The organism is Pseudomonas sp. Pseusp16 (assembly GCF_047324915.1).
GTDB lineage: Bacteria > Pseudomonadota > Gammaproteobacteria > Pseudomonadales > Pseudomonadaceae > Aquipseudomonas > Aquipseudomonas fluorescens_CD.
Window position 1 is genome coordinate 486249 of record NZ_CP168522.1, and the last position, 15689, is coordinate 501937.

At 60.2% G+C, this 15689-nt stretch carries 4 protein-coding genes; all 4 read left to right on the plus strand.

What is annotated here, in order from left to right; translation table 11 throughout:
- Positions 1-633: 633 nt before the first annotated feature.
- Positions 634-11322, plus strand: a complete 10689-nt coding sequence (locus ACEN8Q_RS02060; protein ID WP_413427003.1) for a peroxidase family protein — start codon at positions 634-636, stop codon at positions 11320-11322.
- 190 nt (positions 11323-11512) lie between these two features.
- On the plus strand, positions 11513-12088 hold the full coding sequence (locus tag ACEN8Q_RS02065) for a hypothetical protein (RefSeq protein WP_413704415.1): 576 nt from the start codon (positions 11513-11515) through the stop codon (positions 12086-12088).
- Between the two features lie 701 nt (positions 12089-12789).
- Positions 12790-13437 carry a hypothetical protein gene (locus ACEN8Q_RS02070; RefSeq protein ID WP_413428895.1) on the plus strand — a complete coding sequence of 216 codons (648 nt, stop codon included), beginning with the start codon at positions 12790-12792 and terminating at the stop codon, positions 13435-13437.
- 586 nt (positions 13438-14023) lie between these two features.
- Positions 14024-15556 (plus strand): histidine ammonia-lyase, encoded by a 1533-nt coding sequence (hutH, locus tag ACEN8Q_RS02075; protein WP_413704416.1) that lies wholly within the window; start codon positions 14024-14026, stop codon positions 15554-15556.
- Positions 15557-15689 lie beyond the last annotated feature (133 nt).

The following is a 15689-nucleotide window of genomic DNA, read 5'->3' on the forward strand; positions in this document are numbered from 1 at the left end:
CAACAGCTAACGGTAAATGTAGTTCCTCAAACAGCTTATGCAGACGCAGGCTGGTCGCTCTGTGGATGGCGAGTCTTCCGAAATCGCTGCGTTGCTCCCTTATGCAGCAGCGTAGGTGGCGGCGAATCAATTCGAAATAACATTTCGCTCTATACCTGCACTCAACAGCCTATATGTCTTTTAAAAACAGCTAGTTGTGAGGCTTAAACGCCGGTCGTCTGTTTTAGCGACGTAATATTGACAAAGATTTGCTATGGAACTTTAGTCTTAGTTATCGGGGGGCCCGCCCGCCTGAAGCTTGCCATCGCTTTGGCAACGCAAGGCGTGGTGATTTCCCGGAGAGGAGCAGAACTATGTCGATCATTTCGTGTTTTTGCAGAGGGAAGGGGCTGTCCAGGACGTTCGCCTTCTCCTCCAGATTCCATGACCCGCCCAGGGCTCGAATCCGCTCTGCCTGATCGACCGGCGAGCAATTCACCACGCGAATTCCAGGCGCGTATCCCGGGTCCCGGGTAACGCCAGATCTCTCGCAAAAAAACATAACCAACAAACTGCGCAAGCCAGCACTTGACTTGGCGCGGGCGGATTCTCTCGTCCCGTGCCTTTACCCAAATAGATCGAGGGCAATCCAAAATGGCCAATTTCAACAAGTCGGATCTGGAGTTCATCCTCAAACAAATCTTTATTGCAGAAGCGAATGCCAATGGCGCAAGCCTCATTGATTTGCTTCCCAACTCTCAGGTCCCATTCGGCCTGCGTACCGTCGATGGCAGCTTCAACAACCTGGTCACCGGCCAGAGCGAGTTTGGCGCCGCGGACAATGCCTTCCCGCGCCTGCTCGATCCTTCCTTTCTATCGCCGGCATACGCCGGCACAGGGTCGGTAACCGATCCGCAACCACGGATTATCAGTAACCTGATCGTCGACCAGACCGCCAACAACCCGGCGGCCTATGCCTCAGCGTTCGACCCGGGCCTGGACGGTGTGCTCAACTTTGGCGTGCCGGGTAATGACGACGTGCTCAAGGATGGCGTACAGATAGTCACCAGCCCCGGGCTGGATGGGGTGTTCGGCACGGCCGATGACAAGGACGTGTTCTTCATGCCCAACGTGTCGCCGGACGTCGGCCTGACCGCCAGCTTCAACTCGTGGATGACCTTCTTCGGCCAGTTCTTCGACCACGGTCTCGACCTGGTCACCAAGAGCGCTACCGACTTCGTGTTTATTCCGCTGCAGGCGGACGATCCGTTGTTCGTACCGGGCAGCCCGACCAACTTCATGGTGTTGCCACGTGCGGTGCGTACCGCCGGCGCGGACGGAATACTCGGCACGACCGATGATGGCCAGCCCAATACCACCTCGCCGTTCGTGGACCAGAGCCAGACCTACAGCTCGCACCCGTCGCATCAGGTGTTCCTGCGTGAGTACACCCTCAACGCGGCAGGCGATCCTGTTGCAACGGGACGCTTGATCACCAACCGCGATCTCGGCGCCGATGGCCTGTTTGGCACTGCCGATGACGGCAGCGGCGAAAATGGTGGCATGGCAACCTGGAAGGTGGTCAAGGCCCAGGCCCGTGACATTCTCGGCATCAATCTGACTGATGCCGATGTACATAACGTGCCATTGCTGGCAACCGATGCCTACGGCAACTTCATCCGTGGGCCGAACGGCATGCCGCAGGTGGTGATTCGCATCAGTAACGGTGCTGACGGCATCGCCGGGACAGCGGATGACGTCACTCAACTGGTCGAAGGCAACCGGGCTGCTCCGATCAGTCTGGCCAACGCCGTGAGCACCGGACATGGTTTCCTCGACGACATCGCCCACAATGCTGCGCCGGTAGTCGTCGGCGGGGTTCTGCAGGCGGATGCCGACATCGCTGTCGGCAATGCACAGCCCGTTGGCCCGGGCGGCAACAACCTGACCTATGACAACGAACTGCTCGACGCCCACTACATTGCCGGCGACGGACGGGTAAACGAGAACATCGGCCTGACCACCGTGCACCATGTGTTCCACTCCGAGCACAACCGCCTGGTCCAACAGTCCAAGGACACCATCCTGGCCTCCGGTGACCTGGCCTTCCTCAATCAGTGGCTGGTTGACGACGTGGCCGCCATACCAACTACCCCCGCCGGGATCGCGGCGCTGGTGTGGGATGGCGAACGCCTGTTCCAGGCTGCCAAGTTCGGCACCGAGATGCAGTACCAGCACCTGGTGTTCGAGGAGTTCGCGCGGACCATTCAGCCGCAGGTCGACGAATTCCTTGCGCCCAATGGGTATGACACCTCGATCAACCCGGCAATCCTCGCCGAGTTCGCCCACGTGGTGTACCGCTTCGGTCACTCGATGTTGACCGAGACCGTCGATCGCTTCGATCCTGCGTTCAATCCGCTCCTCACCAACCCGGCCAACCCGGACTCGCAACTGGGTCTGATCGCGGCCTTCCTCAACCCGCTGGCGTTCGCCGGCAGCGGGGTGACTGCGGACCAGGCGGCAGGGGCGATCGTTCGCGGTGTGACCCGCCAGGTCGGCAACGAGATCGATGAGTTCGTCACCGAAGCGTTGCGCAACAACCTGCTCGGTCTGCCGCTCGATTTGCCGAGCCTGAACCTGGCGCGTGGTCGCGACACGGGCATCCCTACATTGAACGAGGCGCGCCGTGAGTTCTACGCAATGACCGGCGACAGCCAACTCAAGCCATACATCAGTTGGGCTGACCTGGCGGACAGCCTCAAGCACCCCGAGTCGCTGGTCAACTTCATCGCGGCCTTTGGCACGCATAGCTCGATCACGTCGGCGACCACGCTGGCAGACAAGCGCGCCGCTGCCATGGCGCTGGTATTGGGTGGTGTGGGTTCGCCGGCTGATCGCCTGGACTTCCTCAACAGCACCGGTGCCTATGCCAACGTAACGACGGCCGGCAAGGACGGGATACTGGGCACTGCAGATGACCTGACGGGCGTGACGATCACAGGCGTCGACGACATCGACTTCTGGGTCGGTGGCCTCGCCGAACAGAAAATGCCGTTCGGCGGCATGCTCGGCTCGACGTTCAACTTCGTGTTTGAAACCCAGATGGAGGCGTTGCAGAACGGCGACCGCTTCTACTACCTGTCGCGTACCGCGGGCCTGAACTTCGGCACTGAGCTGGAGAACAACTCCTTTGCCAAGCTGATCATGCTCAACACCGATGTCACCCACCTGGCGAACACCGTGTTCCTGACGCCAACGTTCACCCTCGAAGTGAATCAGGCCACTCAGTTCACCGGCCTTGGCCTGGATAGCCGCGCCGATCCGACGGGCGGCATCATGATCAACGGCGTGGAAGTCGTGCCGCTGGTGATTCGCGACAACCCCGACACCCCCGGTGCGGACACCAATTATCTGCGGTACACCGGTGAAGACCATGTCGTCATGGGCGGCACCGCCGGCAATGACATCATCATCTCCGGTGACGGCGATGACACCCTTTACGGCGATGCCGGTGATGACCGCCTCGAAGGCGGTGCCGGGAACGATGCGGTACTGGGCGGCGCGGGCGATGACATCATTTCCGACTCGTTCGGCGACAACCGCCTGGAAGGTAATGCCGGTAACGATGTGATCGTGGTCGGCAGCATGCTTGCTGCAGGCAACCTGATCCTGGGTGGCGACGGCCAGGACTTCATCATCACCACCGAGGACATCAGCACCACCTTCGGCGGTCAGGGTGACGACTTCATCCTCGGTGCCAAGACCAACCTGCCACCTACCGGTAACGAAGGTGATGACTGGATCGAGAAGGGCACCCAGGACGGCGCGCCTGGCGATAACTTCTCGCCGCTGCTCAATGACGATGTGATCGGCAACGACATCTTTGTCGGTGGTGGCGGCTTCGACGAAATGATCGGCGAGGGTGGCGACGACATCTTTGTCGGCAGCGATGCCCAGGACAAGATGGACGGCATGTCCGGTTTCGACTGGGTGACCTACAAGAATGACAAGGTTGGCGTGACCGTTGACCTGAGTCTGGCTGCGCTGGCGCAACCACACGGCAATGCACCAAACCAGAATGCCGGCGTGTTCAATCCGGTCGGCGCCTCGCCCGCCTCGATTCTCGACCGTTTTGCCGAGGTCGAGGGCTTGTCCGGTTCGAATTTCGGCGACGTACTCAAAGGCGATGATGTCGACGCGGTCACTATCATCAACCACGGCGGTACCACGGGCAGTGCGCTGACCAATGTCGCGTTGATCCGCGGACTGGACCAGTTCCTGGCCGATGCCGGATTGCCGACCACCGGCTTTGCCACGGGCAACATCATCCTCGGCGGCAATGGCAGTGACCTGATCGAAGGCCGCGGTGGCGATGATCTGATCGATGGCGACAAATGGATCAACGTCAGAATTGCCGTGTATGCCCCTGGTGACGTCAACCATACCGGTCCCGAGATCGCCAGCTTCGACAGCATGGTCGACATGATCCCGTTCATGCTGGACCGCACCTATAACCCCGGTCAACTCAAGGCCGTGCGGGAAATCATGCCCGGCACTTCGGTGGGCGGGGCGGCCTTCGACACCGCCATTTTCTCCGGGATTGCGTCCGAGTATACGGTTACCGTTGACGACCGCGGCACAGCCAGCGTGGCGGACGATGTCTGGACAGTGGCAGATAGCGTAGCGGGTCGCGACGGCACCGATACCCTGCTGCATATAGAACGCCTGCAATTCGCCGATACCCAGCAAGTGCTGGTGCCGGGGCAGAATGCTCAACCGGTTGGCCGTCCTACCCTTACGGATGGAAACGGCGGGGCGATCACGGTGGGCGACACGCTGACTGTCAGCGTGGCCGGGGTACGTGATGGCAACAACGTCGCGCCTGGTAATCCGCAGGGATTAATCACCAACTCTTCGGTGTCCTACGTCTGGCAGTTCGAGGCCACTCCCGGCAGCGGCGTATTCGAGGACATCATCCTGTTGCCGGCGGGCGACCTGGCGTTCCAAAGCGCCGATGGTACCGCGTTCAAGGTCTCTCCTGACCTCGCCGGGTTGTCGTTGCGGGTCAAGGCGATCTATCAGGACGGTCACGGCACCACGGAGATCCTGTTCTCCACGCCAACGACTGCCGTAGCCCCCGGTGCACCGGTCACGCCAACGGCGGCGGTACCTGTAGTCGATGCCACCGCGGGTGGCCCGGGCCTTCACATGGTCCGCTCCGACCTCAACTTCATTCTTGACCAGATCAAGATTGCCGAAGCGGAAGCGTCCGGTCAGGACATCCTCTCGCTGATCCCGAATATCCGCGCGCCGTTGGGCTTGCGTGCGGTCGACGGGTCGAACAACAACCTGATGAACCTCAATGGCAACAACCACACCGAGTTTGGTGCCGCCGATAACGTCTTCCCGCGCTTGACCGATCCGGTCTTCAATCCGGCGGAAGGGGGAACGTCGTATACGCAGAACAGCGGCCTTGTGATCGACTCGCAGCCGCGCACCATCAGTAACCTGATCGTCGATCAGACGGCGAACAACCCGGCGGCCTATGCCGCGGCTTTCGATCCGGGCCTGGATGGTGTGCTCAACTTCGGCGCGGTGGGTAACGACGACGTGCTCAAGGATGGCGTACATATCGTCGCCAGCCCCGGCATGGATGGTCAGTTCGGTACTGCCGACGATCACGATGTGTATCTGTTCGAGAACACCACGGCGGACGCAGGGTTGTCTGCGCCGTTCAACGCCTGGATGACCTTCTTCGGGCAGTTCTTCGATCATGGTCTGGACCTGGTCACCAAAGGTGGTTCGGGCACCGTCTTCATCCCGCTGCAACCGGATGATCCGTTGTTCGTGCCTGGCAGCCCGACCAACTTCATGGTGCTGACCCGCGCGACCAACCTGCCAGGGCCGGATGGCGTTCTCGGCACGGCCGACGACATCCATGAGCAAACCAACACCACCACGCCGTTCGTGGACCAGAACCAGACCTATAGCTCGCACCCGTCGCACCAGGTGTTCCTGCGTGCTTATCAAATGACCGACAACGGCCCCGTAGCGACCGGCCGGTTAATCACCAACCGGGACCTGGGGGTGGATGGCCAGTTTGGAACCGCTGACGACGTCGAAATTGGTGGCATGGCGACCTGGAAAGTGGTCAAGGCGCAGGCCCGCGACATCCTGGGTATCAACCTTACCGATGCCGATGTCGATAATGCCCCGCTATTGGCGACGGACGCCTATGGCAATTTCATCAAGGGGCCGAACGGCTTCCCGATGGTGGTGATGAAGGGGGTTGACGGTCTGGGTGGCACGCCTGATGACGTCCTTGTCGAAGGCAATCCGCTTGCTCCCCTTGACCTGACCAATGCTGTGCGCACCGGTCACCAGTTCCTCGTCGACATTAACCACAATGCGGCGCCGGTAATCGTCGGTGGGGTTCTGCAGGCGGATGGCGATACCCTTGTTGGCAATGCGCAGCCTGTTGACGGGGCCGGCAACAACCTGACCTATGACAACGAACTGCTCGACGCTCACTACATCGCTGGCGACGGCCGGGTCAACGAGAACATCGGCCTGACCGCAGTGCATGCGATCTTCCACTCCGAGCACAACCGCCTGGTCCAGCAGACCAAGGACACCGTGCTCGATTCGGGTGACGTGGCCTTCCTCAACGAGTGGCTGCTCAATCCGGTGGCTGCATTGCCAACCACCCAGGCTGAGTTCGATGCGCTGCTGTGGAATGGCGAGCGCTTGTTCCAGGCTGCCAAGTTCGGCACCGAGATGCAGTATCAGCACCTGGTGTTCGAGGAGTTTGCGCGGACCATCCAGCCCAACGTCGACCTGTTCTTCGCACCGACCCAGGTCTACGACGTCGACCTCGATGCCTCGATCGTCGCCGAGTTCGCCCACACCGTGTACCGGTTTGGCCACTCGATGCTGACCGAGACCGTCGATCGCTACGATATCGACTTCAATGTGGTAGGTGATCCGAACAGTGCTAATCCCGATCAGCAACTGGGCTTGATCGCGGCGTTCCTCAACCCGCTGGCGTACGCCGCCAGTGGCGTTTCGCCAGAGGATGCGACCAGTGCGATCGTGCGAGGGGTGACCCGGCAAACCGGTAACGAAATCGACGAGTTCGTGACCGAGGCGCTGCGCAACAACCTGCTCGGCCTGCCGCTCGACCTGCCGGCGCTTAACATCGCCCGTGGTCGCGACGTGGGAATTCCCTCACTCAATGCGATCCGCCGCGACATCTACAGTCAAACCGGTGATACCCAACTCAAGCCGTACACCAGCTGGGTCGACCTGGTGCAGCACCTCAAACATCCTGAGTCGTTGATCAACTTCATCGCGGCCTATGGCACGCATGACACGATCACCGCGGCAACCACGCTGGAAGGCAAACGCGCTGCAGCCCTGGCGCTGGTCCTGGGTGGTGTGGGTGCGCCAGCTGACCGCCTGGACTTCCTCAACAGTACGGGGGCCTATGCCAACGTGACACTGCCCGGCAAGGATGGGGTATTGGGTACTGCCGACGACCTGAAGGGCGTGACAATCACGGGTGTCGATGCCATCGACCTCTGGATCGGCGGCCTGGCCGAAGAGAAAACCCCGTTCGGCGGCATGCTCGGCACGACCTTCAACTTCGTGTTCGAGAACCAGCTGGAAAAACTGCAGGACGGCGACCGCTTCTACTACCTGGAGCGTACCTCTGGCCTGTCGATGAATGCCGAACTTGAAAGCAACTCCTTCGCCAAGTTGATCATGGCCAACACCTCGGCCACGCACTTGCCGGGCCTGGTGTTCTCGGACCCAGGGTTCTACCTGGAAGTGGACCAGGGCAGGCAATTCAACGAAGGCCTGGTCACCGTCGATCCGCTCGGCCCGAACGGCGAGCAGGTGGTGTTCCGCGACAACCCGCTGACCGTGGGGCCGGACACCAACTACATTCGCTACGCTGGCGAAGAGCATATCGTGCTCGGTGGTACTGACGGCGCAGACATTCTCATCTCCAGCGATGGCGATGACACCGTCTGGGGGGATGCCGGCAACGATCGCATCGACGGCGGTAACGGCAACGACCAGCTGCGCGGTGGCGACGGCGACGACATCATCACCGACACCGGTGGCGACGATAACATCCAGGGTGGCGACGGCAACGACGTGCTGCACGGAGGCAACGGCATCAACCTGATCATTGGCGGGTTCGGCAACGACTTCATCGTGACCGGTGAGGACGCCTCCGAGGCCATTGGTGGTCAGGGCAACGACTTCATCCTGGGCAGCAAAGCCAACGAACAGGACATGGGTAACGAAGGCGACGACTGGATCGAGAAGGGCACCTCGGACGGTGCACCTGGCGATAACTTCGATCCGCTCGGCAACGACCCGGTCATTGGCAATGATGTATTCGTCGGCGGCAACGAGAACGATAAGTTCAACGGCGAAGGCGGCGACGACATCATGGTCGGCAGTCTCGGCATGGGTGACCGCTATATCGGCGGCTCCGGCTATGACTGGGCGACCTTCAAGGATCTCGCCCAGGGCGTGACCGTCGATTACAGCGACCGCTTCTTCGATGTGCCAGTGCAGCCGGGTTCGGGTGCTTCGGCACTGGTGCGTTTCGACATCATGGAAGGTCTGTCGGGTTCGTCCCACGGTGACTTCCTGCGCGGTGATAACGAAGATGCGACATCGCTGCCTACCGCAGGTGCAACCGGCAGTGTGCTGACCAACATCAGCCTGATCAACGGCCTGGCGGGTCTGCTGCCTGTCGGAGCGACATTCTTCGACGGTGGCAACATCATCCTCGGTGGCAGCGGCAGCGACCTCATCGAAGGGCGCGGTGGTGACGACATCATCGATGGCGACAAGTGGCTGAACGTACGCATCAGCGTACGGACAAACGCTGATGGCACCGGCGCGGAAATCGCCAGTTTCAACAGCATGGAGCCAATGGTCCAGGCGATGCTCAACGGTACTTACAACCCGGGTCAGTTGGTCATCGTGCGGGAGATTCTGACCGGCACTGACAACTTCGACACCGCGGTGTTCTCCGGTAATGCATCGGAGTACACCGTCACAGTCGATGGCAACGCTGTCATCGTGACCGACCTGGTGGCGGCGCGTGATGGTGTCGATCGCCTGACGGGCATCGAGCGTCTGCAGTTCTCCGACCAGGCGCAGGCGTCCGGTGTTGGCACCGCGTTGAACAGCGGTCCAGTGGGGCGTCTGGCGATCCTCGATGATGCCACCGGTGTGCGTACCGGCGCGTCTGTCGCCGGCCAACTGCTGCGCGTCAGCGACCAGTCGGTCCGCGACGCGGACAACGTGAGTGCGGCCAATCCGACCGGTGCGGTTACCGGTCCCGTGGCTTACTACTGGCAGGTCGAAAACGCTGCGGGCTCGGGTGTCTTTGAAGACATCACCTTTTTCGCCGCCGGCGAGGTGTCGCGGGCAACCGGCGCCACCTATCGGGTGGCGGATGATGTCGCCGGTCTGAACATCCGCGTTCGAGCGGTGTATCAGGATGCCAAGGGGACGCTGGAGATCGTCGACTCGTCGGGGAACAATGCACCGACTGCGGGGCCGACCATCCTCGGGGTCGCGTTTCCGAACCAGGTGTTGACCGCCGACACGTCGACCATCATCGACGTCGATGGCCTCAGCAATCCGCAGTTCACCTTCCAGTGGCAGGAGACCAATGGGGTCACCTTCGTCGACATCGTCGGAGCCACCGCCAGCACGTTCACGCTTGGCCAGGCTCAGGTCGGCGATCAGGTACGCGTGGTGGTCAGTTACGTGGATGACTTCGGTGCGGTCGAAAGCGTTGCGTCCGACGCTACGGCCCCGGTGGCCTCCGGTGATGTGTTTGTCGGTACCGCCGGTCCTGACACATGGACCGGCACGGCAGGCGACGACATTGCCAGCGGAGGTGCTGGCAACGACTTCCTGAACGGCTTGGGCGGCAACGACCTCCTCAATGGTGACGCGGGTGCTGACGTGCTCATCGGGGGTACGGGTGCCGATACCATGGCTGGCGGTCTTGGCGACGATATCTACGAAGTCACCGACCTTGGGGACGTGGTGACCGAGCTCGCCGGTGCCGGCAACGACTCGGTCTGGACCTCGCTGGCGAGCTACACCCTGGGTGCCAACGTCGACAATCTGTATTTCGGCGGCAGCGGCAACTTTGCGGGCAGCGGCAACGCGCTCAACAACACGATCGTGGGCGGTGCGGGTAACGACGTCCTCATCGGTGGCGCAGGTGCCGACACGATGGCCGGCGGTGTCGGCAGCGACATCTACGAAGTCACCGACCTTGGAGATGTGGTGACCGAGCTCGTCGGTGCCGGCAGCGACTCGGTGTGGACCTCGCTCGCGAGCTACACCCTGGGTGCCAACGTCGAGAATCTGTACTTCGGCGGCAGCGGCAACTTTGCGGGCAGCGGCAACGCGCTCAACAACACGATCGTGGGCGGTGCAGGAAACGACGCTCTCACCGGTGGCGCAGGTAACGACGTCATCATCGGTGGCGCAGGTGCCGACACGATGGCCGGCGGTGTCGACAACGATGTCTACGAAGTCACCGACCTTGGGGACGTGGTGAACGAGCTCGCCGATGGCGGCAGCGACGCGGTCTGGAGCTCGCTCGCGAGCTACACCCTGGGTGCCAACGTCGAGAGTCTGTATTTCGGCGGCAGCGGAAACTTTGCGGGCAGCGGCAACGAGCTCAACAACACGATCGTGGGCGGCGCGGGTAACGACACCCTCACCGGCGGCGCAGGTAACGACGTCATCATCGGTGGCGCAGGTGCCGACACGATGGCCGGCGGTGTCGGCAGCGATATCTACGAAGTCACCGACTTTGGGGACGTGGTGAACGAGCTTGCCGGTGCCGGCAACGACTCGGTGTGGACCTCGCTCGCCAGCTACACCCTGGGTGCTGACGTCGAAAATCTGTTTTTCGGCGGCGGCGGCAATTTCGTGGGCTCCGGCAACGCGCTCTCCAACATGCTCGTGGGGGGGGCGGGTGACGACGTTCTCATCGGCGGTGGCGGTAACGACCTGATGAGTGGCGGCGTCGCCGGCAACGATATTTTCGAGTTTGCTGCCGCAGGTTTTGGCAACGATACGATCCTGAACTTCGGCGCCAATCCGGCCGCAGGGCAGGACTTGCTCAATGTCACGGGGCTGGGGATCACCAGCGCGACGTTCGCTGCCAGCGTGAGCATAGCGGCTGACGGGGCGGACACGTTGGTCGGGTTCGGGGCGGACTCCATCCGTCTTGTTGGTGTCAGCAGTGCGGCCGTTGATCAGACGGACTTCATTCTGGCCACTTGAGGTCCTGGTCAGTACCGTCGCAGGAGGGCGGGACAGTAGAGGGAGGGGAGGGCAATGGAAGCCCTCCCTTTCTCCTTCCATTCAATTGCCCGTCAGGTATCGGGGTGCCAGCAGCGTACTGGCGCTCGTCAAAGCAGGTTGGAACCGAACTGCGAAATCAAAAAAACCAATGGAAAAAGGAAACCCGGCCTTGAACATTTCAGCCATCTGCCTCTTGAGCAGCCTGTTGGTTGCGGTCGCGGCTTCTGCTACCGGGGTTACTTCGGTCTTCGACCTGGGCTTCACCAGGTCAGCCACGGAAACGCTGAAAAAGCTGGATATCAACGACGCTTTTATTATCGCCGTCTCAAGTCCTGCTGCATTTACCTTCTGCCGAAAAGGATCGTCAACGCTCTGGAAGTATCAGGCACTGGATCTGGAGCAACAAGCTGCAATCCAGGTCGGCCAAAAGAAGTCCTTGACGGACTATCAGCGAATTACCGTTACGCAAGTCGATAGCGTTGCCTGCAAACAGGATCACCTGGCGCCATTGGTTAAACCGGCTATCAGGCGTGGACTTGTCCTCGGCCTGATCACCCTGTTTCTGCTGGTCGGCCTCCTGTATACCTACCGGGCAATCATGCATTGCCGTTATGACCAGACCGGTTTTTCGAAGCCCGGCTTGCAGCGATTGGGAGATTCCCGGTTTGCGTACAACTCAACGGTGATGGCGTTGGCCGCGTGGGGTATCGCTGTAGCTACGGCATTTGTTTACTTCGGATTTTGAGCACGCCGCGCAACCAGCAAGTGCAGTCGTGAGTTGCTTCCGGTATTAATCTGGATTCTCGTAATGCAGTTTGTGCTGCCTTGGTGAACCAAACCACCACATCGCTGATGTACTTGATTGATACCCTGATGGTTTCAATTAATCCTGCGTTGCTGCCGGCTTGAAAAGGGTCGCCGGGTTATCGTGGAGTATGCAGTTGGTATTTGTTGTGGATGAGAGCCGCTCGCTATTGCGCGAGTTATGGGATGTATAACAACTGGTGGATCCAATATGCAGTTGTCGAAGTGCATGTAATCAATCAGCCCAGCTGTCGCGGGGAATAGCGGGGAAGTTTGCTTGTTACTGTCACTTCAGTTGCACTTGCGCTACGACACCGTTTGTCGGTGGCTTGTTCGGAAAATGAACATTGGAGCGTCTGGGGCCTCTGATTCTTCAGCGTGTCAGCCATGACCTGCTCGCGAAATTGCTAAAAAGAAGTGGAAATCGAATCTCAAATGCAGTGAGTGCAAATGGGGGGTATCTGAAGTTCAGGGAGGTAATAAACAAGCCGGTCATTGATTTGCCAAACGAATCAATGAGGTTAACAGTGCCGAGTCGATGATTTGGCTTATCTTGTAGAAGTAAGGTCGCACAGGGTTTTTATGTTTAAGAATTTTGTTAAAAAGTCGATCTGTACTGTCGAATAAGGTGGAGAAATTACCGTGGCGATAAATACAATTATGAGTCTGCTGGGGAATAAAGAATTCCTGGAATTTTTGCGTCTGGGTGTTGTTTACGTTCATTTGGTGGCGTGTTGTGTAGCCATTGGTCTGGTGTTGACCAGTGATGTCGCGATGGTTAAAGATCTTTTAAGGCGGAAGGTGCTCACTGAGCATGATAATGCTCACATGGAAAGTCTCCAAAAGTCTGTGGTCGTTGCACTAATAGCTTTGTGGATAACGGGGATCGCTGTCGTCGGTATTGATTACCAGGATAAAGGTGTCGAATACTTCATGAATCCAAAGCTTCAAGCCAAAGTGATTATTGTCGCGTTGCTGAGTTACAACGGCGTCCTGTTGCATCGCATGGTACTGCCGGCACTGCAAAAGGCAGGCTCCTTGCTCAACCTCGGATTCAGTGCACGGATGCTGGCGTTGGCCTGCGGTTCGTTGTCCGCCGTGTCCTGGATGTATGCCGCCATGCTGGGTGTCGGGCGCCCTTTGGCCTGGAAATTTTCCCTTTCCGAACTGTTGATGGCGTATCCGGTACTGATTGTGCTCGGGTTCCTGGCGATGCTGGTGCTGACCCAGCGAGCGAAACAACAGGACGTCTACGTTGCGCCTCAGCGAACAGTGGCAGGCGCATGCTAAGCCGGTTCTGCGGGTAAATCCTGCGGGCTTGCCCAGAGCCCGAGAGGTGGCGATTTTCCTGGTGCAGGTTTCAACCCGGACCTGCACCGCAAGGCCCTTTTGTTTTGAGTCTGTCCCGTCCTGAAGAAGTGAGCCTCGGTGTTACCAACCCCCACCGGTGTAGCGTAAAACCACGCTCAGGTAACAATCACCTCGTCCTCAAAAAATCCCCTCGAAAATTTCACCAACGCCAGAGCCCTTGATTCTGGCGCTCTCCAGCCCTTCCGAATTTTTCTTGAATGCCTGTCCAACAAGTTGGCCGCTTGATTGCATATGATTGTATGTACAAGTAAATGCGTGTGCGTATGAGTCCTTTGAGGCTCTCCGCGACAGCCACTGATTCGCTTGTCGCGCAACGATGCGCACAGGCTGGCTTGCCCACTGCCTGGGTTGGCTTGAATTGATCGCTTGAGCGTCTTTTTCGTGACTGACAGTAAACCTGCAACGTTTCGTGACTCGTCGATGCCGGTTACCCGATTGCAATTGAATGTGCCAAAGCGCAGGGCTTGAGCCTGCCAATGATTACCCCGGTTATAGGAGCCTGAAAATGCACACACTGAACCTGATCCCCGGCCAACTGAGCCTGACCCAACTGCGTGACGTCTATCAGCAGCCGGTGAAACTGACCCTCGACCACAGCGCTGCGGCCCAGATCGAGGCCAGCGTGGCCTGCGTGGAGCAGATCCTCGCCGAGAACCGCACCGCCTACGGGATCAACACCGGTTTCGGCCTGCTGGCCTCGACCCGCATCGCCAGCGAAGACCTGGAAAACCTGCAGCGCTCGCTGGTGCTGTCCCACGCCGCCGGTGTTGGCCAGCCGATCAGCGACGAGCTGGTGCGCCTGATCATGGTGCTCAAGGTCAACAGCCTGAGCCGTGGTTTCTCCGGCATCCGCCGCGTGGTGATCGACGCGCTGATCGCCCTGATCAATGCCGAGGTGTACCCGCACATACCATTGAAAGGCTCGGTCGGTGCGTCCGGTGACCTGGCGCCGTTGGCGCACATGTCGCTGGTGCTGCTGGGCGAAGGTAAGGCGCGTTACAAGGGCGAGTGGATGGAAGCGACCGAAGCGCTGAAAGTCGCCGGCCTGACCCCGCTGACCCTGGCCGCGAAAGAAGGCCTGGCCCTGCTCAACGGCACCCAGGTGTCCACCGCGTTCGCCCTGCGCGGCCTGTTCGAAGGTGAAGACCTGTTCGCCGGTGCCCTGGCCCTCGGCGGCCTGACCGTTGAAGCGGTGCTGGGTTCGCGTTCGCCGTTCGACGCGCGCATCCACGCCGCCCGTGGCCAGAAAGGCCAGATCGACGCCGCCGCCGCTTACCGCGATCTGCTGGGCGAGCGCAGCGAAGTCTCCGACTCCCACGAGAACTGCGAAAAGGTCCAGGATCCGTACTCCCTGCGCTGCCAGCCGCAAGTCATGGGCGCCTGCCTGACCCAGTTCCGTCAGGCTGCCGAAGTGCTGGCCATCGAAGCCAACGCCGTCTCGGACAACCCGCTGGTGTTCGCCGCCGAAGGCGACGTGATCTCCGGTGGCAACTTCCACGCCGAGCCGGTGGCCATGGCCGCCGACAACATGGCCCTGGCCATCGCCGAAATCGGCTCGCTGAGCGAGCGCCGCATCTCGCTGATGATGGACAAGCACATGTCGCAACTGCCGCCGTTCCTGGTGGCCAACGGTGGCGTGAACTCCGGCTTCATGATCGCCCAGGTCACCGCGGCGGCCCTGGCCAGCGAGAACAAGGCGCTGTCCCATCCGCATTCGGTGGACAGCCTGCCGACCTCGGCCAACCAGGAAGACCACGTCTCGATGGCCCCGGCGGCCGGCAAGCGCCTGTGGGAAATGGCCGAGAACACCCGCGGGATTCTCGCCGTGGAATGGCTGGCGGCGGCTCAGGGCCTGGACCTGCGCAACGGCCTGAAGACCTCGCCAAAACTGGAACAGGCCCGCGCCATCCTGCGCAACGAAGTGCCCTTCTATGAGAAGGACCGCTTCTTTGCACCGGACATCAATGCGGCGACTGAGTTGTTGGCTTCGCGCTGCCTGAATGAGCTGGTGACGGCGAAGTTGCTGCCGAGCCTGTAACGGGCTCCTCCTGTAGGAGCGAGCCTGCTCGCGAAGAACGCCTGGGCAACGCGGGCGTTCAGGCAGGGCACGTTATCGTTGACGACCATCGCGAGCGAGCTCGCTCCTACAGCGAATCGATTTTGCGTCGGAC

What these genes read in the sequence shown, in the direction of transcription:
- ACEN8Q_RS02060 (WP_413427003.1), top strand. Translation starts at nt 634, where the DNA reads ATGGCCAATTTCAACAAGTCGGATCTGGAGTTCATCCTCAAACAAATC.
- hutH (WP_413704416.1), top strand. Translation starts at nt 14,024, where the DNA reads ATGCACACACTGAACCTGATCCCCGGCCAACTGAGCCTGACCCAACTG.